Source organism: Mycolicibacterium agri, assembly GCF_002553505.1.
Lineage (GTDB): Bacteria > Actinomycetota > Actinomycetes > Mycobacteriales > Mycobacteriaceae > Mycobacterium > Mycobacterium agri.
In genome coordinates this window covers 1-20,321 of sequence record NZ_PDCP01000092.1, presented here as the reverse complement: position 1 = coordinate 20,321, position 20,321 = coordinate 1, and the positions used below count along the sequence as shown (strand labels likewise).

Annotated in this window: 22 protein-coding genes and 1 pseudogene; 13 read left to right on the top strand and 10 right to left on the bottom strand. The window is 66.5% G+C overall.

Translation table 11 applies throughout. The features are described from left to right. Nucleotides 1–179: 179 nt before the first annotated feature. Nucleotides 180–1,490: a hydroxyacid-oxoacid transhydrogenase gene (locus CQY20_RS28930; protein WP_097944007.1), complete on the top strand. Its 1,311-nt coding sequence runs from the start codon at nucleotides 180–182 to the stop codon at nucleotides 1,488–1,490. Between the two features lie 12 nt (nucleotides 1,491–1,502). Here the strand turns inward: CQY20_RS28930 and CQY20_RS28925 are convergent, their stop codons facing one another. Next, nucleotides 1,503–1,994, bottom strand: coding sequence for a universal stress protein (locus CQY20_RS28925; RefSeq protein ID WP_097944005.1), 492 nt, complete (start codon nucleotides 1,992–1,994; stop codon nucleotides 1,503–1,505). A 75-nt stretch (nucleotides 1,995–2,069) separates the two neighbouring features. Further along, the gene (locus tag CQY20_RS28920) at nucleotides 2,070–2,354 is read right to left on the bottom strand and encodes a YdeI/OmpD-associated family protein (RefSeq protein WP_097944003.1); all 285 of its coding nucleotides are present in this window, start codon (nucleotides 2,352–2,354) and stop codon (nucleotides 2,070–2,072) included. A gap of 132 nt (nucleotides 2,355–2,486) precedes the next feature. Here CQY20_RS28920 and CQY20_RS28915 point away from each other — a divergent pair, with 132 nt between their 5' ends. Beyond that, nucleotides 2,487–3,563 (top strand): threonine aldolase family protein, encoded by a 1,077-nt coding sequence (locus tag CQY20_RS28915; RefSeq protein ID WP_097944001.1) that lies wholly within the window; start codon nucleotides 2,487–2,489, stop codon nucleotides 3,561–3,563. A gap of 76 nt (nucleotides 3,564–3,639) precedes the next feature. Here CQY20_RS28915 and CQY20_RS28910 read toward each other — a convergent pair whose 3' ends face one another. Then, nucleotides 3,640–3,903, bottom strand: coding sequence for a hypothetical protein (locus tag CQY20_RS28910; RefSeq protein ID WP_097943999.1), 264 nt, complete (start codon nucleotides 3,901–3,903; stop codon nucleotides 3,640–3,642). A gap of 190 nt (nucleotides 3,904–4,093) precedes the next feature. Between CQY20_RS28910 and CQY20_RS28905 the strand changes: the two genes are divergently transcribed. After that, the gene (locus tag CQY20_RS28905; RefSeq protein WP_097943998.1) at nucleotides 4,094–4,657 is read left to right on the top strand and encodes a DUF1269 domain-containing protein; all 564 of its coding nucleotides are present in this window, start codon (nucleotides 4,094–4,096) and stop codon (nucleotides 4,655–4,657) included. Nucleotide 4,658: 1 nt separating this feature from the next. Here CQY20_RS28905 and CQY20_RS28900 read toward each other — a convergent pair whose 3' ends face one another. Both CQY20_RS28900 and fdxA read right to left on the bottom strand, forming a co-directional pair. Further along, nucleotides 4,659–5,027: a SpoIIAA family protein gene (locus CQY20_RS28900; RefSeq protein WP_097943997.1), complete on the bottom strand. Its 369-nt coding sequence runs from the start codon at nucleotides 5,025–5,027 to the stop codon at nucleotides 4,659–4,661. A gap of 18 nt (nucleotides 5,028–5,045) precedes the next feature. Further along, nucleotides 5,046–5,399, bottom strand: a complete 354-nt coding sequence (gene fdxA, locus CQY20_RS28895; protein WP_097943995.1) for a ferredoxin — start codon at nucleotides 5,397–5,399, stop codon at nucleotides 5,046–5,048. A 153-nt stretch (nucleotides 5,400–5,552) separates the two neighbouring features. Between fdxA and CQY20_RS28890 the strand changes: the two genes are divergently transcribed. The 7 genes from CQY20_RS28890 (at nucleotide 5,553) to CQY20_RS28860 (ending at nucleotide 12,173) form a co-directional block, all read left to right on the top strand. Continuing rightward, a complete protein-coding gene (locus CQY20_RS28890; protein ID WP_097943993.1) occupies nucleotides 5,553–6,452 on the top strand; it encodes a universal stress protein in 900 nt (299 codons plus the stop codon). Further along, nucleotides 6,452–6,895: a DUF5709 domain-containing protein gene (locus CQY20_RS28885; RefSeq protein WP_097943991.1), complete on the top strand. Its 444-nt coding sequence runs from the start codon at nucleotides 6,452–6,454 to the stop codon at nucleotides 6,893–6,895. Before CQY20_RS28890 ends, CQY20_RS28885 begins: the two co-directional genes overlap by 1 nt. A 125-nt stretch (nucleotides 6,896–7,020) precedes the next feature. Continuing rightward, a complete protein-coding gene (cydC, locus tag CQY20_RS28880) occupies nucleotides 7,021–8,391 on the top strand; it encodes a thiol reductant ABC exporter subunit CydC (RefSeq protein WP_234816464.1) in 1,371 nt (456 codons plus the stop codon). Between the two features lie 14 nt (nucleotides 8,392–8,405). Beyond that, nucleotides 8,406–9,158, top strand: coding sequence for a ribosome hibernation promotion factor (locus CQY20_RS28875; protein ID WP_234816462.1), 753 nt, complete (start codon nucleotides 8,406–8,408; stop codon nucleotides 9,156–9,158). 120 nt (nucleotides 9,159–9,278) lie between these two features. After that, nucleotides 9,279–10,175, top strand: a complete 897-nt coding sequence (locus tag CQY20_RS28870) for a universal stress protein (RefSeq protein ID WP_097943985.1) — start codon at nucleotides 9,279–9,281, stop codon at nucleotides 10,173–10,175. Nucleotides 10,176–10,293: 118 nt separating this feature from the next. Continuing rightward, entirely contained in the window at nucleotides 10,294–11,286 is a 993-nt protein-coding gene (locus CQY20_RS28865) for an Acg family FMN-binding oxidoreductase (RefSeq protein WP_097943983.1), read from the top strand. Next, on the top strand, nucleotides 11,283–12,173 hold the full coding sequence (locus CQY20_RS28860) for a universal stress protein (protein WP_097943981.1): 891 nt from the start codon (nucleotides 11,283–11,285) through the stop codon (nucleotides 12,171–12,173). Before CQY20_RS28865 ends, CQY20_RS28860 begins: the two co-directional genes overlap by 4 nt. A 13-nt stretch (nucleotides 12,174–12,186) precedes the next feature. Here CQY20_RS28860 and dosR read toward each other — a convergent pair whose 3' ends face one another. From dosR to CQY20_RS28840, 4 genes are all read right to left on the bottom strand, one after another. Then, nucleotides 12,187–12,840, bottom strand: coding sequence for a hypoxia response regulator transcription factor DosR/DevR (gene dosR / locus CQY20_RS28855; RefSeq protein WP_097943979.1), 654 nt, complete (start codon nucleotides 12,838–12,840; stop codon nucleotides 12,187–12,189). A 27-nt stretch (nucleotides 12,841–12,867) separates the two neighbouring features. After that, nucleotides 12,868–13,722 (bottom strand): universal stress protein, encoded by an 855-nt coding sequence (locus tag CQY20_RS28850; RefSeq protein ID WP_097943977.1) that lies wholly within the window; start codon nucleotides 13,720–13,722, stop codon nucleotides 12,868–12,870. Then, a complete protein-coding gene (locus CQY20_RS28845; RefSeq protein WP_097943975.1) occupies nucleotides 13,719–14,711 on the bottom strand; it encodes an Acg family FMN-binding oxidoreductase in 993 nt (330 codons plus the stop codon). The genes CQY20_RS28850 and CQY20_RS28845 overlap by 4 nt, the downstream gene beginning before the upstream one ends. A gap of 127 nt (nucleotides 14,712–14,838) precedes the next feature. Continuing rightward, a complete protein-coding gene (locus CQY20_RS28840) occupies nucleotides 14,839–15,666 on the bottom strand; it encodes a universal stress protein (protein ID WP_097944011.1) in 828 nt (275 codons plus the stop codon). A gap of 110 nt (nucleotides 15,667–15,776) precedes the next feature. On the opposite strand from CQY20_RS28840, the gene CQY20_RS28835 reads away from it, so the two are divergent. Continuing rightward, nucleotides 15,777–16,667, top strand: a complete 891-nt coding sequence (locus CQY20_RS28835; RefSeq protein WP_097943973.1) for a universal stress protein — start codon at nucleotides 15,777–15,779, stop codon at nucleotides 16,665–16,667. Nucleotides 16,668–16,679: 12 nt separating this feature from the next. Here the strand turns inward: CQY20_RS28835 and CQY20_RS28830 are convergent, their stop codons facing one another. Continuing rightward, nucleotides 16,680–18,329, bottom strand: coding sequence for a sensor histidine kinase (locus CQY20_RS28830; RefSeq protein WP_097944009.1), 1,650 nt, complete (start codon nucleotides 18,327–18,329; stop codon nucleotides 16,680–16,682). Between the two features lie 250 nt (nucleotides 18,330–18,579). Here CQY20_RS28830 and CQY20_RS34275 point away from each other — a divergent pair, with 250 nt between their 5' ends. Continuing rightward, entirely contained in the window at nucleotides 18,580–18,891 is a 312-nt protein-coding gene (locus tag CQY20_RS34275; protein ID WP_109789755.1) for a hypothetical protein, read from the top strand. Nucleotides 18,892–19,005: 114 nt separating this feature from the next. Further along, nucleotides 19,006–20,244 (top strand): annotated as a pseudogene (locus CQY20_RS28825) (bifunctional aminoglycoside phosphotransferase/ATP-binding protein); the annotation flags it as partial. Nucleotides 20,245–20,321 lie beyond the last annotated feature (77 nt).

Below are 20,321 nucleotides of genomic sequence, written 5' to 3'. Positions count from 1 at the left end.
CCCTGCACCCGTCAATCATCCCGAAAACCCCAGCAGAACCACGCCCGCCACGCGGGATTAATTCAGCAGGCTCCTAGGCGGCGAGCTCGACGACGTCGACCTCTAACCGCCTATCGTGGAGATGTACACCTCGGTCATCAAGCTGCCGTAACTCTGGCCTACACGCATCGAGAGGCGCGATGAGCTGCTGTCATTACCATCCCACCGGTGACGAAGCGCTGGATTCCACTTTCACCGTCGACTCGTCGCGGATCACCTTCGGCCGCGGCTGCCTGGCCGAGTTGGGGGACCGCGCCCGTGCCCTCGGCATGACGCGGGTGGCGTTGTTCTCCGATGCCGCCGTTTCGACCCTGCCGGTCTTCGAAACCGCCGAGCGCTCGCTGCGCGCCGCAGGCGTCGACGTCGTCATCTACACCGATGTCCACATCGAACCGACCGACCAGTCCTTCAAGGACGCCACCGCATACGCGGCAGAGGCGCGGCCGGACGGTTACGTCTCCGTCGGCGGCGGATCGGTGATGGACACCGCCAAGGCGGCCAACCTGTACGTCAGCCACCCGGCCGACTTCCTCGCCTACGTCAATCCGCCGGTGGGCGAAGGCATTCCGGTGCCGGTTCCGTTGCAGCCGCATATCGCCTGCCCGACGACGTCGGGCACGGGAAGCGAAGTCACCGGCATCGCCATCTTCGATCTGCTGTCGCTGGAGGCCAAGACCGGAATCGCCTCGCCCGCACTGCGTCCGACCGAAGCGCTGGTCGACCCGGACTGCACCGACAGCCTGCCGGCACGGGTCGTCGCATGCAGCGGCCTGGATGTGCTGTCGCACGCGCTGGAGTCGTACACCGCCAAGCCGTTCGTGCGCCGCTCCGCGACGCCCCGGCCCAGTCTTCGACCGATGAGCCAGGGCGCCAACCCGTGGAGCGACCTCGGCAGCCTGGAGGCGCTGCGGCTCCTCGGCCAGTATCTTCAGCGCGCGGTCAACGATGCCGAAGACCGCGAGGCCCGTGAGCAAACCATGTGGGCCGCAACGCTTGCCGGCATCGCGTTCGGCAACGCCGGCGTACACATCCCGCATGCGATGGCGTATGCGGTGGCCGGGCAGGTGCGCGAGTTCCGGCCCGACGGGTACCCGCAATCCGAACCGCTGGTGCCGCACGGCATGTCTGTAATCCTCAATGCCCCTTCGGTTTTCCGCATCACCGCGGCCACTTCTCCGCGGCGGCACCTGGAAGCCGCCCGTCAGCTGGGCGCCGAGACCGACGGCGCCGCGGACGAGGATGCAGGAGAAGTGCTGGCCGACGCTCTGATGGGCATCATGCAAGAGGTCGGCATGCCCAACGGGTTGTCCGCGGTCGGGTACGGGGAGTCCGACTGCGAGAAACTCGCCGAAGGGGCGTGGCCGCAACAACGCCTGCTGCAGAATGCGCCGGTCGAGACCGACAAGCCCATGTTGGCGCGGGTCTTCGCCGATGCGCTGCGCTATTGGTGAGCCGTCGTTCCGCTAGTCGGCCGTGTGCACGATCAAGATGTCGATCTTGGCCTTGCGGGCGGCCTCGCCGGGCACCGAGCCCAGCAGCCGCTCAGCGGTCGAGGCCAGCCCGACGTCGCCGACGACGAGCAGATCCGCCTGTACCTCTCGAACCAGCTTCACCAGTGCGGGCACCGGCGCTCCGGGTATCGCCCGCTCCTCGACGCTTGTCGCGCCTGCCTTGCTCGCCCGCTCGTGCGCGTCGCGCAGGATTCCGTACACGGGCGCGTTGCCGTGCAGCATGTAGCCCTCTGCGCGCAGGGAGTCTGCCGCACGCGGGTCCACGACATGGTCGTGCGACGGCGGTCGCGACCAGCCGCCCTTTTCGGTATGCGGGACATGCGCGCTGGCGATGATCAGCCTGGCGTTCTGCTGAGTGGCGACCACCTCGGCTGCGCGCTCAACCGCGCGGAATGAGGACTCCGAGCCGTCGGTCCCGACCACCACGGTCCGATACCAGTCCATGTCGCCTCCTCGGGTCGGTCGCGGCGACTAGACGGTAACGCGGGGCCGACCCCCGGCAGGCGACTTTGGCAATCGTCAACGGGTCGGGGCGGTGGCCTTGCCGGTGCGCTCGCGGTGTTTGCAGCCCGGCCAGCAGCACGGTCTGCGTTTGCCTTCCTCGAGTTCCTCGAGGGTCCGGCGGATGCGTCGCTCCCGGGTCTTGTCCTGCTTGGCGTCCTCGACCCAGCAGATGAACTCGTTGCGCGCGAGCGGCGTGATGTCGTTCCACGCTTCCAAAGCTGTGTCGTTGGCGGTCAGGGCGGTGCGCAAATCAGCGGGCAGCTCATGCACCACCCCACCTGGCACTCGCTTACTGGTCATGGCGCCAGGTTAACGCCTCTCCCAGCCTCTCCCGCGAGCAGACGCTAAGGTCCGCCCTGTCCTGGGCTTTTGCGGGCACGAGTGTCTGCTCGCGGGGAAAGGTGAGGCACCTACGGCCTAGATTGGGAAGTCGTGACCACACTGCACGACCCGACCATCCGCGGTTTCGCCTCCGACAACTACTCCGGCGTGCACCCCGAGGTGCTTTCTGCGATCGCCGCCGCCAACGACGGCCATCAGGTCTCTTACGGCGACGACGTCTACACGGCCCGCCTGCAGGAGGTGTGTGCCCGACATTTCGGTGCCGGTGTGCAGGTTTTTCCGGTGTTCAACGGCACCGGCGCCAACGTCGTCGGGATGTTGTCGATGCTGCCCCGCTGGGGCGCGGTCGTCTGCGCCAAGACGGCGCACATCCACACCGACGAAGGGGGAGCGCCAGAGAAGGTCGCCGGCATCAAGCTGTTGCCGGTGCCGACGACGGACGGCAAACTCACCCCCGAACTCATCGCCGAGGAGGCCTGGGGCTGGGGCGACGAGCATCGGGCACAGCCGCTGGTCGTCTACATCACCCAGTCGAGCGAGCTGGGCACCGTCTATTCCCCTGACGAGGTGCGCGCAATCGCCGACTATGCCCACGAGCGCGGCATGCGCGTGTTCATGGACGGCGCCAGGTTGTCGAATGCCGCTGCGGCGCTCGATGTTCCGCTGCGGGCTTTCACCACCGACGCCGGCGTCGACGTGGTCACCCTCGGCGGCACGAAGAACGGCGCGCTGGGCGCCGAGGCGGTGGTGGTGCTCGATGCGGAGGCTTCCGACGGGCTGCGCTATCTGCGCAAGCAGCAGATGCAGCTGGCGTCGAAGATGCGGTTCGTGTCCGCGCAACTCATCGCGCTGTTGGACGGCGATCTGCACCTGCGCAACGCCCGCCACGCAAACGCGATGGCGGCGCGCCTGCGTGCCGGGTTGGAGGCGGGCATCGCCGACGGCATCCTCCGCGGCATCGAATTCACCCAGCCGACGCAGGCGAACGCCGTCTTCGCCATCCTGCCGCCGGGGATCGCCGACAGGCTGCGCGAGCGCTTCCGCTTCTACGACTGGGACGCCGCGCGCCGCGAGGTGCGCTGGGTGTGCAGCTTCGACACCCAGCCGGATGATGTCGATGCATTCATCGCAGAGGCCGCTCGATTGCTGGCGCGAAACGGAATCTAGGCAGCAGAACTGCGAGTGAGGGCCTGCGTAGATTCCGTCTCGCGACGGGTCGGGCGGGCCTGACGCCGACCGGTTGTCAGGGCTGCTTGGTGTAGCGCTGCAGGAAGACCACGGCCCAGAACGCGCCGAGCACCGCGATCGCAGCCCACCAGGCGAGCGATATCGCCAGCCAGAGTCCGGAGTATCCGAGGATCGGCAGTGTGGCCGCGGTGAACACGAGCCAGAAGATTTTCCACAGCGCGACCACTGCGGCGATGCCGGCCATGATGCCCGTCACGAGGCTGTAGGTGCGGTCGACCCGCTGCACAGACTCGTGAACGCGGGCGGGGATGATGCTCATTGGTGTGTCCCTCTCGTCGTGCGGCGCCGGGGCGGCGTCGGCATGGCGCCAAGTAGATCCACCCATGACGGCTACCGATCCCAAGAAGACCGAGGCTTACCGGGCACTATGATCCTCGCTCCGATGACGATGTGCCCTGTCGCGGGCCGATGCTCTCCAGTTGACTGAGGCCAAGTCACAGGAGGATCCCATGGAGCCGCAGACAAGTCAGTCATCGACCACCCCCGATAAACGTGATCTGATCATGGTGTCGTGCTATTGCGACCTGGACTGTGCCCGCGACGATTTCGCCGAGTTGGCCAGGCAGATCAAAAAGCGGAGCTTCAACGTTCGCGAGTCGGTTCTGCTCGGGAAGAACGCTGAGGGGATGCCGATCGTTCTCGACACCAGCAGCGGCCATCACGGCCGCACGGGCGCGATCGTTGGCGCGGGCATGGGCTTTCTGCTCGGTGTGCTGATGATGCCGACCCTGCCGATATCGGTGGCTGTGGGTGCGGCCGCAGGCGCCACGGTCGCAAAGTTCGCCGATCACACGCTGAAAGCTGGTTTGCGTCACGACATCGCCGAACATCTGGAAAACGCGACGGGTGTCGTCATCAGCGTCGTCGGTGCGCTTGACGAGTTGTGGGCCAAGCGGGCGTTGAAGCACGCGGACGCGTATGTTGCTGTGCCGTACCCCAATTCGACGATCGCCAGCCTGGAACGAGCCGTCTCCGACACCATGAGCAAGGTCAATCCGGACAACGAGGGCTGAATCATCCGGCCGCCCACTGTTTCGCGCGGTCCAGCTCGGCCTCGCTGAAAAGGGCGATCTCGCCGGGAACCATCCAGCCCAGCGCGTGCAGCGTATGGGCGATCCATTCCTTGTCGGTGACCACGGCGACGCGCTTGAAGGCCGAATGATTGCGCACCAATGCGCCGATTCCCATCTTCAGGTCCTCGGCCAAGCCGCCCGGCCCGAACCCCTCGTAGTCCTCGGTGATGACCTCGACGAGTCGTATCTCGTCGGATTTCAACAGCCGCTCCATCGTCGGCTTGAAGTCGCGCATCTCCTGGCCGCTCACCCGGCCGGACACGCGGAAACCGGTGACGCCGTCGGGCATGTCGGGCAATAGCTCGATCATCGAGGAGTCTCCTCAAATTCAGTGCGGTGACGCGGGTTTGGCCGGCATCGCCGCGACGCGCGGGGTGTCCACGCCGACCCGGCCAACGGCCTGCGCGCCGCCGGGGTCGCCTAGCGGCTTGTCGCGGCCGGGCAGCACACTGTAGAAGAACGCGGCGTTGTCCTCGATGTGCCAGCGTTCCTCTTCGGGCAGGTCGGTTTCGAATTCGATCGCCTCGACCCGGCACACCAGCTTGCATGCACCACAATCGACGCATTCGTTGGGATTGATGTAGAGCGACCGTGCACCCTCATAGATGCAGTCCGCGGGGCATTCGAGTACACACGATTTGTCCATGACGTCGACGCACGCCGAACCGATCACATAGGTCATGGCACCAAGGTAGGAATTTCGCGTGCCACGTCGCGGGAGCAGAACGGCCCCAGCACATGTGACCTTGGTCCTCATCCTGGGGACCATTGCCTCCGGCCCATGCCGCAGCAAAGTCCTAGCGTCATGGACAGTCGTCGAGCAAGGAGGGACGTCATGGCTAAGCAGGTCTTGACCCACGGAGTTGTCGTGGGGGTCGACGGCTCGTCTTGTTCGCAGGTGGCGGGGCGCTGGGCAGCGCAGGAGGCGGTGATGCGTCGGGTACCGCTGACCGCCGTCTACACCGTCCCGCCCGTGCCGACGGCCATATCGCCGCTGGTGTCACCCGGCGGCAGGATTCCCGACGAAATCCTCGCGGCGCAGGAAGCCGAGGCCCGCAGGATCCTCAGCGACGCGGTGAAGCTCGCCGAAGAGGCCACCGCCGGTGCCCACCGGCCGGAGATCAACAGCGAGATGCGCCTGGGCCGAGCCGTGCCGACCCTCGTCGACCTGTCCAAGACAGCCAAGATGGTCGTGGTCGGCAGCCGCGGCCGAAGCGGCAGGCACCGCCGCTTGCTCGGCTCGGTCACCACAGGCCTGATCCACCACGCACACTGCCCGGTGGCAGTGATCCACGACGAGATCACGGCCGAGCAGCGGGCACAGGCGCCCGTGCTGGTCGGTATCGACGGTTCGAACGCATCGAGATTGGCGACCGAGATCGCATTCGACGAAGCCGCATGGCGCGGAGTCGAACTGGTGGCCCTGCATGTCTGGAGCGATGCCGACATGTCCAGCGTTTTCGGCGTCGACGCGGCCGCTGTGCAAGCGGCCGCCGACAAGACCCTCGCCGAAGCCCTCGCAGGCTGGCAGGAACGCTATCCGGAGGTGACCGTGCACCGATCGATCGAATTCGAGGATCCCGCAAGGCACCTCCTCGAGAAGTCCGAGGACGCTCAGCTCGTCGTGGTCGGCAGCCATGGCCGCGGCGGCTTCGCGGGAATGTTGCTCGGCTCGGTCAGCAGTGCGGTCGCCCAAGCGGCCCGCGTTCCGGTGATCGTCGCGCGGCAACGTTGATGCGAAAGGAACTCCCGGTGGTTAGCAGCGACACAGTTGACGACGACGACCAGCTTCAGCCGGCCGACACGCTGATCGACCGCGGCGTCGACGACGTTCTGGACGAGGGGTATTCACCGCCCGAACGGCCCTACGCCCGCGGCGCCTACAGCGAGCCGGAAACCATGGATCAGCTGTTGGCCGAGGAAGAGCGTGACCCCGTATCGCGACTTGGCATGCTCTCCGACAGCGAAGAGCAGGCGCAGGCCGCCGAAGCGGAACGCGATGCCGAATTCCCCAGCCATCGTGAGGTGGGGCGATCACGGGCGGGCCGACTTGTGGCCCCGGACATGGGTTTCGGCGAAGACACCGACGCCGAACTTGTGGCAGAAGACGTAGGCATCAGCGGGGGAGCCGCGTCGGCAGAAGAGGCCGCTGTGCACGTCATCGACGAGGCGCCGTAGAGCGCCGTTCGACAGCGATGACCGAGTACACCGTTGAGCGTGTCTCGTTCGACTCCGGTGGCTGTCGGTGTGTCGGCACGCTCTACCGCCCAGTGTCGGATTCCGCGTCGAGTCCCTGCGTGGTCATGGCACACGGGTTCTCCGACAAGGTGATGCGGCTGCGCAGCGGTCAACTGGTGACACGGCTCGGCGGCGACGTCGACGAGCTGTCGGATCTTTTGGTGCGCGCGGTGTTACCGATCGCCGTCGCAGCAGTTCTCGGGCTCGCCGCGGTGGCGGCGGTGGCCGTGATGTCGCCGACGGTGGCCGTGTTGCTGGCAATCTGTCTGCTCCTCGCCGGTGCGCTAGCACCGTGGCTGGCCGGCCGAGCCGTCGTCTCGAGCCAGCGCATGGCGGCACGGCAGCGCGAGGCCCGCGACGTCGCGGCGATGACCGCGCTCGATCATGCCGATCAACTGCGGGTGGGTGGCCGGATATCGGACGTCATCGCCGATGTCGCCGCGCGCCAGCGCGAATGGGGCGACGCCGAGGATTCCGCGGCGCGACCTGCCGCACTCGCCGCGGCGGTGCAGACGCTGGCGATCGGCACTGCGGTCTTCGGGGCGACGCTGACCGGGATCGGTCTGGCGAACGTTGCCGCCCCGATGACTGTCGCCGTGTTGATGCTGTTGCCGTTGTCCGCCTTCGAGGCGACGGGGTCGCTGCCCGCCGCGGCCGTCGCCTTGCTCCGCGCGCGGTTGGCCACGCATCGGCTCAGCGAGCTGATCACCGGAAACGTTGCGAGACCTGAAAGGGTTTCCCGACAGGCGCTTTCGCCTGGCGACGGGCTGGTCGCCAGGTCGCTTGTCAGCGGATACTCCGAAACCGTGGAAGTCGGGCCGCTGGATCTGGAGTTGGCAGCCGGTGCGCGCCTGGCGATCGTCGGGCCGAGCGGCGCCGGCAAGACCGCACTTCTCATGACGCTGGCAGGGCTTCTCCCGCCCCGAGGCGGCGCCGTCGAACTCGGCGGGGTGCCCATCGAAGCGATCGCAGAAGCCGAGTTACGGTCACGGATCGCCTTTTTCGCTGAGGACGCCCACATCTTCGCCACCACGGTGGCGGACAATCTACGTGTCGCGCGCGGAGACGCGACCGAGCCGGAACTAGTCGACGCCTTGGCCCGCGTCGGGCTGGCCGAATGGCTGCAGGGACTGCCGGACGGATTGGCGACGGTGCTCGTCGGCGGCGCCGACGCACTGTCGGCAGGTCAACGGCGGCGACTGCTGTTGGCCCGCGCGTTGATCACCACCAGCCCTGTCGTGCTGCTGGACGAGCCGACCGAGAATCTGGACGCCGAGGACGCCGCCGCCTTCATCAAGATGCTGCTGGCCGGCGACGGCGGTCTGTTCGAGCCGTGGCGGACCGTGGTCGTGGCGACCCACCATTTGCCTGCCGAAAGCGGGCGCCTCGAGATCAGCAGCGGTGACCCCACCGCGCAGCCTGCGATGAAGTTATGACGTTAGGACCCGATATGACACGCGAATTCGACGTCGAGGTGACGACACGGCCAGACCTGACCGATGCCGCCGAATATGCCAGGCGCAAGATCGGCGGACTCGGCCGATTCGCGCACCGTCCCGTGCTGCGTGCTCGAGTCAAACTCACAGAACTCGCCGATCCGGCGGTGTCGCGGCCCGTGGTGGCGCAGGCCAATCTCGACGTGAGCGGTCGGCTGGTGCGGGCACAGGCCTACGGCGCGACCGCGACTGAAGCGATCGATCTACTCGAAGACCGGCTGCGCACGGGCCTCGAACGGGCCGCAGGACGACGCGTACCTCGACGCAAGAGGATGAACCCCGTGGCCGCGCGCACCGCGGGCACTGGGCTCCCTGTCGAGGAGCGCCGCATCGTCCGGCACAAATCGTTCAGCGCAGCGCCGTGCAGTGTGGACGATGCCGCCGCAGAAATGGACCTGCTCGACTACGACTTTCACCTTTTCACCGAGTTGGGGACGTCAATGGCCAGTGTCCTGTATCGCGGCGGGCCAACGGGATTCCGGCTGGCACAAGTCGCCCCCTGCCCGGCCGACCAGCTGGCGCCGTTCGAGCTGCCGTTGACGATCAGTTCGCAACCGCCGCCCTGCATCACCGTTGCGCAGGCGGTCGAGCGGCTGGGCGTCCTCGGGTTGCCGTTCCTGTTCTTCATCGACGCCGCACAAGGCCGCGCCAGCGTGCTGTATCAGCGCTACGACGGGCACTACGGGTTGATCACCCCGTCCGGATGACAGAGGTCTTTTGGCCATCGCAGGCATGACGAACGCCTCATGAAAGAGCCGGCCCCACGGCCATACGCTGCGGTTGCGCCAGTGATCAGCCACCCGCCGTAGGAGAAGGAGAACACGAAAATGGCACCACGGACGGGCAAGTCGAAACCGCACGGCATCGTGGTCGCCGTCGACGGGTCGCCCGCATCGCGGGTGGCCGCCGACTGGGCCGCGCGCGATGCAGCTTTGCGCCGTGTTCCCCTTACGGTGGTGCACGTTCTGGCCGGCGACGAGATCGGACCATGGGTAGATCTACCGATTACCAACGCATTCGCCCAGGAGCGTGAGCGTCGCGCCAAGCAAGTGGTCGACGACGCGCTGGAGGTGGTCGCCGATGCGCTCGGCCGCACGCCCGACATCGACATCCACGATCGCGTGATCTCCGGCCCGAGAGTCCCCACGCTGGTCGACATGTCCAAGGACTCGGAGATGATCGTGGTCGGAAGCCGCGGTCTCGGCGGCGTGCAAAGACTGCTGCTCGGCTCCGTCAGCTCCGGTCTGGTGCACCACGCATATTGCCCGGTCGCGATCATCCATGACGAGGACCCGCTGATGGAGCACCCGTCGTCCGCTCCGGTGGCGGTCGGCATCGACGGCTCGCCCGCGTCGGAGCTGGCGACGAAGATCGCCTTCGAGGAGGCCGACCGTCGCGGTGTCGACCTGCTTGCCATCCATACGTGGATGAACAGCGCCGACTTCCGCGTCGACGTGCCCCTGGAGGGGGTGCAGGAACAGGCCGAGGAAGAGCTCGCTCAACGTCTCGCCGGCTGGCGCGAGCAATACCCGGACGTCGTCGTTCACCGCATCGTCTGCGCCGACAATCCGGCCCAACGGCTGCTCAAGGAATCGGAGCGAGCGCAGCTGCTCGTCGTGGGCAGCCACGGTTACGGCGGATTCGCAGGGCTTCTGCTGGGTTCGGTGAGTTCGGCGGTCGCGCAGGCCGCACGGATGCCGGTCATCGTCGCCCGGGGGTCCTGAACATCGCCGAAAGCGGGGTATCTCGGCGACGGGCGAAGGTCTTTGGACCCTCGATAACTCGATGAGCGCCGGGCAGTCTGGGCACAACGAATCTTTTCGTGAGCGAGGTACCGAATCAATGAGCGCACAATTCCCGGACACCGAGACGATCCGGTCGGCGTTGACGCTGGCCGTGCGCGCTCCGTCGGTGCACAACTCGCAACCGTGGCAATGGCGGGTGGGCGAGCGCAGCCTGCAACTCTACGCCGATCCCGGTTTGCATCTGCCACATACCGATCCCGATGCGCGTGACCTGATGCTCAGCTGTGGTGCGACGTTGAATCACTGCACAATCGCCTTCGCCGCACTTGGCTGGCAGGCCAAGGTGAGTCGGTTTCCCAATCCGGCGGAACCCCATCACCTTGCGGCGGTCGAACTGCACCGCTATCCGCCCACCGAAACGGATGTCACCCTGGCAGCGGCGATACCACGGCGACGCACCGATCGCAGGAACTACTCGTCCTGGCCGGTGCCGCAAGGCCATATCGCCCTGATGGGCGCCCGCGCGGCCCGCGCCGGGGTGATGCTTCGCCGCGTGGACGAACTGACAAACCTCAAACGGCTTATCGCAGAGGCCGCGTGGCGTCATGCCACCGATCCCGAGTACCTGGCGGAGTTGTCGGAGTGGAGCGGCCGTTATGCCTCAACGGCGGGGGTGCCGGCACGCAACACCCCCGAGCCGGACTTCAACTCGGTACTGCCCGCACGCACTTTCGCCGGCCCAGCGTTGACGCAGACGGCGAATGACCCTGCGGCAGAAGATAATGCGACCGTCGTCGCCCTCGGCACGGCCGAGGACGACGAGTTGGCGTGGCTACGTGCAGGCGAGGCCACCAGCGTCGTGCTGCTCACCGCCACCGCCGCGGGGTTGTCCAGCTGTCCGATCACCGAACCGCTTGAAGTGGAGGACATCCGAAAGAGAGTGGCGGAGGATGTCTTTGGCGCCGATGGTCACCCGCAGATGCTTCTGCGGATCGGGTGGGCCCCGGTCAACGCCGACCCGTTGCCCGCCACGCCGCGTCGGCCGTTGCACAACGTGGTCAGGCGTTTGGACGGACGGGCCTTCGAATGAGCATGTCGCAGGGCGCAGTCATCGTCGGCGTCGACGGCAGCGACGACTCGTTGAACGCGGCGCGCTGGGCGGCCGCAGTCGCAGCGAAATTCGAGACGTCGCTGCACATCCTGCATGCCATGCCCAGTTTCGGGCACAATCTCACCGACACCGTTCTGGTCATCCGCGCAGCGGCCATGTCCTACCAGCGCGACTACGCCCAGATCATCCTGCGCAGCGCCGTCGACACCGTGCGAGCCGAGCATCCGGATCTGGAGTTGACGACGGAGTCGACCGAGACACCGGCCGACGAGGCGTTGATCGAGCTCAGCCAGACCGCCCGCATGATCGTCGTCGGCAATTCGGAAGTCACCGCCGCGGGCGCGTTGTTGCTGGGTTCGACCACGCTTGCGGTGGCCACCCACGCCGCCTGCCCCGTGGTGGCGTGGCGTAACCGGCGCGGCGCTCCGACCAGCGATCCGGTCGTCGTCGGAACGGACGGCTCCGCCCCGTCGGAGGCGGCGCTGGCGGCGGCGTTCGAATTCGCGGATGCGTTCGGGTGCAAGGTCGCCGCGGTGCGGTCACGGTCGGCGTTCGGACCTCTTGCGGCGGTGGCGAACACACTGCCGGTCGACTGGACGGGGCTCGAAGCCGCCGAGTGGACGCAGTTGACCGACGCCGTCGATCGCCACAACCAACGACATCCCGATGTGTCCGCCGCGTGCTTCATCGAGACGACAAAACCATCAGTGGCGCTGTTGGATAGAGGCAAAGCCGACCGGGCTCAACTCATCGTGGTCGGCAACCGCGGCCGAAATCCGCTCACCAGCGCGGTTCTCGGCTCGACCACGCTCAATCTGCTTCAGCATTCCCCGATTCCGGTGATGGTGTGTCGCGAGAACCGGTGACTCGAGGCCGGGACTATTCGTCGAATTTGGAGCGATCGGGCCGATCGAGTTTGGACACGAAAACAGCGGCTTGCGTTCGTCTTTCCATGCCCAGTTTCGCAAGCAGCCGGGACACGTAATTCTTCACCGTCTTCTCGGCGAGGAACATCCGGGCCGCGATCTGCTTGTTGGTCAGCCCCTCGCCCAGCAGATCTAGCAGTACGCGTTCCTGCTCGCTGAGGCCCGCCAGCGGGTCGGACTTCTCCGCCGAACCGCGCAGCTTGGCCATCAGCGCCGCGGCCGCCCGGTTGTCGAGCAGGGAACGGCCCGCACCAACATCCTTGACCGCCTTGGCGAGCTCCATTCCCTTGATGTCCTTGACGACGTATCCGCTTGCGCCGGCCAGTATCGCGTCCAGCATCGCCTCGTCGGAGGTGAAGGAGGTGAGCATCAGGCACCGCAGGTTGGGCATTTTGGACAGCAGGTCTCGGCACAGTTCGATCCCGTTGCCGTCGGGCAGCCGCACGTCGAGAACAGCGACGTCGGGCTGGAGGGCCGGGATGCGCGCCATGGCCTGGGCCACCGAACCCGCTTCGCCGACGACCTCCAGTTCGTCATCGGCATCGAGCAGATCCATCAACCCCCGTCGGACGACTTCGTGATCGTCGACCAGAAAGACCTTGACCATGTCCGGACCTCCCAACGTCTGCCCTGCTCACGATACGTTCTGCGAGGGGCAGATCAACACAGAACACTTGTTGCCAGCGATGGCGCCGCGGCTCGGTCGGCCGAGCACCTCCATCGCGCTGTGGACGCAGTCACGGGCGACGACCAGCAGTTGAACCGCCTCCGCATTGGCGGCCAGATAGTTGAGCGGGTTGCCCTGCACGGCGACCGCCTCCACGTCGACACCGGGGTAGCGGGTCTTCCATTCGGTCAGCCGACGCTGCAGCCGCGCACGCGCCAGCCGGTTGCCCTCGGCGGCAGCGCGGTCGTCGTGGATATCGGTGTACCGGGCATGCCACATGGTCACCACCCGCAGCGGTGCCCTGCGCAGTTGCGCCTCCTCGAGCGCACGGCGCAGCACCCTGTCATCAGTCGACGCCTCGTCCACCGCGGCCACCACGCAGCCAGGCCGGCCGGGCCGTCGGACCCTGAGAACGAGGGCCACCGGACAGCGTGCCGAGGCCGCCAGCGCGGTGGCGGTAGGACCGACGCGGTCGCTCATGAGCCCTCGCGCGCCCACACAAAGCAAGGCCGCCGACTTCGCGGCGGCCCGAAGCGCCGATATCGGCGCCTCGCGTCGAATTTCGACTTCGATCTTGACCGGTTCGCTCATCGACTCGACGGCAACGAAGGCGTCCCGAATCGCGTTCTCCGCCACGGCGAGGTCGTGTGCGGCGGTGCCGTACGCGGACCGGGTAACCGTATCGGGGTCGATGGCGTAGACCAGGCGCAGCGGCACGTCTCGGCTCACCGCCTCATCGACGGCCCACAGCGCGGCGTCGACGGCCCATCTCGAGCCGTCGATGCCGACGACAACCGCAGGGGCTCTGCGAGCAGTGCTCACTGCGGCTCCTGCCGGATTTCGAGAACCTCCTCGATCGGCCGCCTCGGCGTCGGGGGACCGACGTCCTCGATGCTGGGTATTCGGCCTACCCGCACGAGAACCTGCGGCGTTGCCGCGGACCCGATCAGGGTGGACAACACCTTCCTGCTTTCTGGCAACTCGGTGATGTGGGTCAGCGTGCAGGTTGCCAGGCCGACCATGGTCGCATCCAGCAGTACCGCCGACAGCGCCTCGCCACAGCGCAGCATGCTCTTGTGGGTGTCGTCATATGTCGACAACACGACGATCTTGGCCTGGTCCTCGGCGACCTCCGAACGCCGCTCGGGATTGCGGGTGACCGGGAAGCTGCGGCCGACGTCGACGCGCTCGCTTTCGGCCGCAGAGACCAGTGAGCTGTACGGAATTCCGTCGGCGGTGCCGAAATCGGTCGTCCAGTCGTTGATCTCGGCGTGGTAGGAGGAGTCGTAGAGGCGAAGGGCCTCGGTGAGATGTGATGCCTCGGCGAGTTCGGGTCGCAGCTCATCGGGCACCACGTCGAGACGCACGTCGTCCTCGTCGACGGATGCACGCAGCGTCGCTTCGACGGACCTCCAGTTGGGCGGGGCGGCGAAGGGCAGGCGATCGGTGCGTCGAAGCATGATGGCGTTGGCGCGGCGCCGATGGCCTTCGGTGACGAACCTCAGGGGGCTGAAGTCGATCGACGCCAGGTGATGCAGATTGTTGGGGTTCGGGAACCGTTCCACGTTCGCCGTCCAGCCGGCGGCCGCCATCGCCACGCGGAAGTGGTCGAGAACGGCGCCGCAGCCGATCAGCGTCTCCCGGCCCGACTCATCGGTGTGCAGAGGCGCCCGGCTCGGATCGACGTAGAGGTGCACCACGCCGCCGTCGACCACCCACTTCCACGGCTGGCTGTTGTGAAGTGAGGGCGCGCGGCAGGCGATCTGCACGGCGCGCTTGATGACTTCGGTGTCGACGATGGTGTCGCGCATGCCCGGCCTCCGATCTTCCACCTCGACTGTGCGCTGCCTGGGCCCGTGCAGACCAGGGCCGATGGTCACCGCGGCAGGGTCTTACGGCCCTGTTTCGCCGCCGGCGCGCCCGAAGCCAGTGTTGTCGTCAGCGAACGACCATCACCGAGCATTCGCCGTACGGCACCAGCGGCTGGCAGTGGGATCCGATGATCGCGCGAACCTGGTCGGCGTCGTCGGCGGGCAGCACCACCAGCTCCACGAAGTGCGCCTTGTTCATCACCAGAAATTCGGGAAGTCCGCTGGCGGTGGCGACTTGGTGGATGTGTAGGTCCTCGTGCGCGTCGCGCCACCTTTGGACGCGCCGGTCGAGATCGGCCGATGACCGATCGCTGCGCAGACAGCCCCAGGTGGCGACCGCGAGCACGGCTGCTCCGCGCAACCTGGCCTCGTCGACCGCGACACCCATCAGCTCGTCGGTGCCGTCGCGGTCGTCGACGCTTACGACGACCCAGGGGGTGTGTTTTCTGGTGTGGACCTTGCGCGGATATCTGACGACGACCACCGGGCATTCGGCATTCTCGGTCATCGCCGTCGCGGTGGACCCGAGCACGCGTCCGGCGAACCAGTCGATACCGACCGATCCCACGCACAGCATCGCGGCCGACCGGGACTCGGCGATCAACCTGGATTCCACTTCACCCCACAGGATGTCGGTCTCGGTCTTTACCGTTTTACCCGTGGCGGCCACCATGGAAGACGCTGCGCGCAAACAGGTTTCGCCGTATTCCACCGCGACGTCGGTGACAAAGTAGGGGGCCTGGCAGGGCTGCGAGGTGGCGCCGGTGGCATACACCAGCCGCAGCGGGACGTCACGGTCGACGGCCTCGTCGACGGCCCACAGCGCGGCGGTGACCGCTGCTTCCGAGCCGTCGATGCCGACCACCACCGGTTGTATCGCCGCACCGTTCACCATGGTCAACACGGTATGGCGGCCGGCAGCAACGCCGATGGGGGCGATGGGCCCCAGTGCCGCGGGACTTTAGCCTCTGCGTTACCGACGGTTGCTCGACCATCATCGGCATCATGGGAAGCCGCGCGGACGGGGTGGTCGTCGGTGTCGACGAAAGCGACGGCGCGCTGAATGCCGCACGGTGGGCCGGTGTCGTCGCGGCAAGACTCGGGAAGACCCTGCACATCGTGCACGGGCTCGGAAACGTCGGCCACCAACTGACCGGCACCGTTGCGGCGATAAGAGCCGCGGCGACGGTTTCTCAACGCGACAGCGCCGAGACCATCGTGCGAAGCGCCGTCGCCGCAGTGCATTCGCAGAGTCCGGACCTCAAGGTGACGGCGCTGTCGACGGACATGCCCGTCGTCGATATCCTGCTTCAGCTCACTAACACGGCCCGCATGATCGTCGTGGGAGGGTCACACGTCACCGCAGCAGGCGCGCTGTTCCTCGGATCGACGACCTTGGCGGTCGCGACACGCGCCTCATGTCCCGTCGTGGCCTGGCGCGGACAGAACACAGCGCCGACCGACCAGCCGATCGTCGTGGGGGTGGACGAATCACCGTCGTGCACAAGCGCATTGGAGAACGCCTTCGAGTTCGCCGAGCGATTCGGTGTGAAGCTCGCGGCGGTCCACGCGTGGCGGATGCGCTGCGCCGTCGGGGGTGTCAGCAATCCGCTCCTGATCGATTGGGACTTGGTGGCAACCGCCGTGCGCCGGCAGCTGACGGACCGAGTCGACCGCCACAGCCAACGTCATCCCGACGTCGAGGTGTCCTGCAATCTCGAAACGTCGGATCCCTCATCGGCACTGCTGAACCAGATCGACCTCGACGGCGCACAGCTGGTCGTCGTCGGCAACCGTGGGCGCAACACGCTCACCAGCGCCGTCCTCGGCTCCACGACGCTGAACTTGTTGCACCACTCACCGGTACCGGTGATGATCTGCCGCGCACCGCAGTGAGGGCCGCGACGCTCAGATCGGCGCTGTCCAGCTGACGAGGGTGCCGCCGCCTGCGGGGCTGGACACCGTGCATCGGCCGCCGTGACGCTCGGCGCGGCACGCCATATTCGCCAATCCGCTGTGACGCCGGTTGTCGGTGGGGATCCCGCGGCCGTCGTCGACGATGTTCAAGGTCAGCTCGTCACCCACGGCGACGTCGATGATCACTGTGGCGGCCTCGGAGTGGCGCAACGCATTGCTGACCGCTTCCACGACGACGGCCTCGACGTCGTCGGCCAACTCGTTCGCCACCACGTTGACCGGCCCGCTCAGCCGAACCGACGTCATGATGTCCCGATGCTCGGTCAAACGGCCGACGGCGTCCCGGATACGCTGGGATAGCGCACGTTGTGAGTGTTGGACGTGCTGCAGGTCGAAAATCGTGCGTCGGACGTCGTCGATGATGTCCTGCAGATCATTGATGCACCCGGCCAGGCGCCGTCCTATCTCGGTTGAGTGAATGCGTCCAGCTAGCCCCTGCAGGTCCAGGCCGACGGCGAAGATGCGCTGGATGATCTGGTCGTGCATGTCGCGGGCGATCCGGTCGCGGTCCGCCAGGACCGACAGCTGTTCGGCTCGGTCGCGGGCCGCGGCCAGGGTTAATGCGATTGCGGCGTGATCGGCGAAATCGCTGACCAGGTCGAGGTATGTGGCGTCGAAGGGTGGCTGCGACGCGCTGCGAGCAAGGGCGATCACACCGAGCGTCACATTTTCCGCCCGCAACGGCATGACGATGGCCGGCCGCTCGCCGACGTCGGTGAACGCCTGGATCGGCCGCCGGAATTTCTCCGTGAGCTGCGGCTTCCCTGACCGGTAGGCCTCGCCGGTCGTCGATTCGTCGATGGGGACGATCTGCCCTAAAACGTCGTCGGCGTATCTGCCCACAGCCGCGGAGATCACCAGGCTCTCGACAGTGCCGTCGGGGTCATCGGGCTCGACTGCCCCGAGCACGATGGCCTGTTCGGCGTCCGTGAGCTCCATCGCCCGCTGCGCAATGAGCTGAAGCGGACGCATTCGGTGGTTGTCCGACAGCAATGCGGCCGTGATCGCTCTGCTCGCTTCGGTCCATCGGGCAGATGCCTTTACTCGCTCGAAGAGACGTGCGTTGTCGATGGCGACGGATGCCGTTGACGCGAGCGCGCGGATTGTGACCTCATCGGCGGCAGAGAATTCAAAGTGGGGCCGATCGTCGGTGACGTAGAGCCCGCCGTAAACCGACTCGCGGATGCTGATCGGCATCCCTAGGAACGCCTGCATCGGCGGGTGGTGCTCGGGAAAGCCCACCGCGTCCGGGTGCTCGCGCAGGTTGTTGAGCCGAAGCGGACCGGCGGACGGACTGGCGTTGTCGCGCATCGCGCCGAGAAGGCCCTTGCCGACAGGCAGCCCCCCGATTCGGCTTGTCGTTTCGGCGTCGAGCCCGCTGTGTACGAACGACTCGAGCATCCCGTCCGGTCCCCATACCCCGATGGCGCCGTAACGTGCTCCGGTCACCCTCAACGCGGCGTCGACGATGCGGCGCAGAGTCCAATCAAGATCGACGATCGGTCCGATCTCGATCACAACTTGTAACAGTTCGGCCATCCGGTCTCGGTCTGCGACCAGCTCCTCGAGTTGCTCGTGCATTCGACTCAGATAGTCGGGCCGATGCAGTCCGAATGGAGGCGTGTGCTTCTTGCCCTTCATATTTCGGTCGCATTTCGTGAACGCAGGCGGGCCTGCTTGTAATGGGCCGAGCAATTAATTGACGTCGTCGAACAAGAGCCAGTCTGCCACGCCCCTAATCAGGTTGCACCGTTGTCGCACTGGCGATTTCGCTGCAAGCAAAAATATGAAATATCCATCAGAGCGTGACGGATAGACGTAACGTAGGTGCGTGGCGGCAGACCCACGGCGGTGCGAGGAGTGCGGTGCACACTTCTATGGCCGCTCCGACGCGGCGTACTGTTGCGCGGCGTGTCGCCAGAAGGCCTACCGGGCGCGTAAGCATCGCCGCTCCGTCGGATCGACGCGTGAAGAAGAGTTCCGCAGCGTCATCGGTCAAGCGCGGCGGTCACGCACAAATGCCCGCGAAACCCGGCGGCTCGCCGGTCAGGTGCGGGCACGGGCGCAGGCGGAGCGGCTTGCAGCCGCCGAGCAAATTGATCGGGCGAGGGCTTCGCGTGCCGGCCTGACCGACGCGCACTGAGCGACCCGCCGCGGACCACGGACCACCAGGGCCCGGGAATAAGGGCCGATGGTCCTCATGAGGAGGGTCTTTCCGGCCTGTGCGCAGCGCCGCCTACCAGGGCATATTGGCGTCATGAAGGGTGTAACGGCGGCTGCGGGCACCGGGGTAGCTCGCGGGCTGACGACGGGCAATCTGTGCGCCGAGGTCCATGAGACGCACACCGGAGTGGTTGTCCTCATGGGCGATCGCGCGTTCAAGGCGAAGAAACAGCTGCGCACCGACTTCCTGGATTTCTCCACCCCGGCGCTGCGCGAACGCGCCTGCCGGCGGGAGGTCGAACTGAACCGCAGGGTCTCGCCGGACAGCTACCTCGGGGTGGGCCACTTCAATCCGCCCGAGGGCCCGGCCGAACCCGTCATTGTGATGCGCCGCTATCCGGACTCGGCTCGACTGTCCACCCGTGTGCGCAACGGCGAACCCGTCGACGATCACTTGAGGGCCATCGCCGAAAACGTGGCGTGCTTCCATCGGGACGCGCCGCGCGGACAATCGATCGACGAGGAGGCGACGGCAAGAGCCACTTCGGCGCTGTGGCATCAGAACCTCGCCGAACTCAAGGCCTACGCGGAAGCAGTGATCCCGCAACGATCACTGGACGAGGTCACCCGGTTGGCCGACCAATTCCTCGCCGGCCGAACCGAGCTGTTTGGGCGAAGGATATCTGAACGACGGATCGTCGACGGTCACGGTGACTTGCCGAGCCAGGACATCTTCTGCATGCCCGACGGGCCTGTCCTGTTGGACTGCTTGGAGTTCGACGACCGGCTGCGATACGTCGACGGCGTCGACGATGCCGCGTTCCTCGCGATGGATCTGGAATTCCTCGGCCGCAGAGATCTGGCTGATCGCTTCCTTGACGCATACCTCGACTCGGCCGACGACGACGCGCCCCACTCGTTGAGGGACTTCTACATCGCCTATCGAGCCGTGGTGCGGGCGAAAGTGGACTGCATTCGCGTCGACCAGGGCCACCAAGAAGCGCCAGTCGATGCGCGCAGGCACATCGAGATCGCGCTGGAGCATCTCAAGTCAGCCACCGTGCGGCTGATCATCGTCGGAGGCGGACCTGGCACGGGCAAGACCACAGTGGCCAACGCGTTGGCGCACCGCGTCGGCGCACAGGTCATCTCAACCGACGAAGTGCGGCGCGAGCTTCAAGCAGCAGGCGTCATCGGCGGTCGGGTGCGCGAGCTCAATGCCGGGCTGTACGCCCCGGAGAACGTGTCGATGGTCTACGACGAGGTATTGCGCCGGGCCGGTGTGCTGTTGCGGCACGGTTGGACGGTCATCCTGGACGGCACCTGGCGCGACTGGCTGTGACAGGTTGATTTGGCCCCGGTAGGACGGTCTGTTTTGGCCCCGTCCGCCCGACTCGCCGGTGCGGTTGT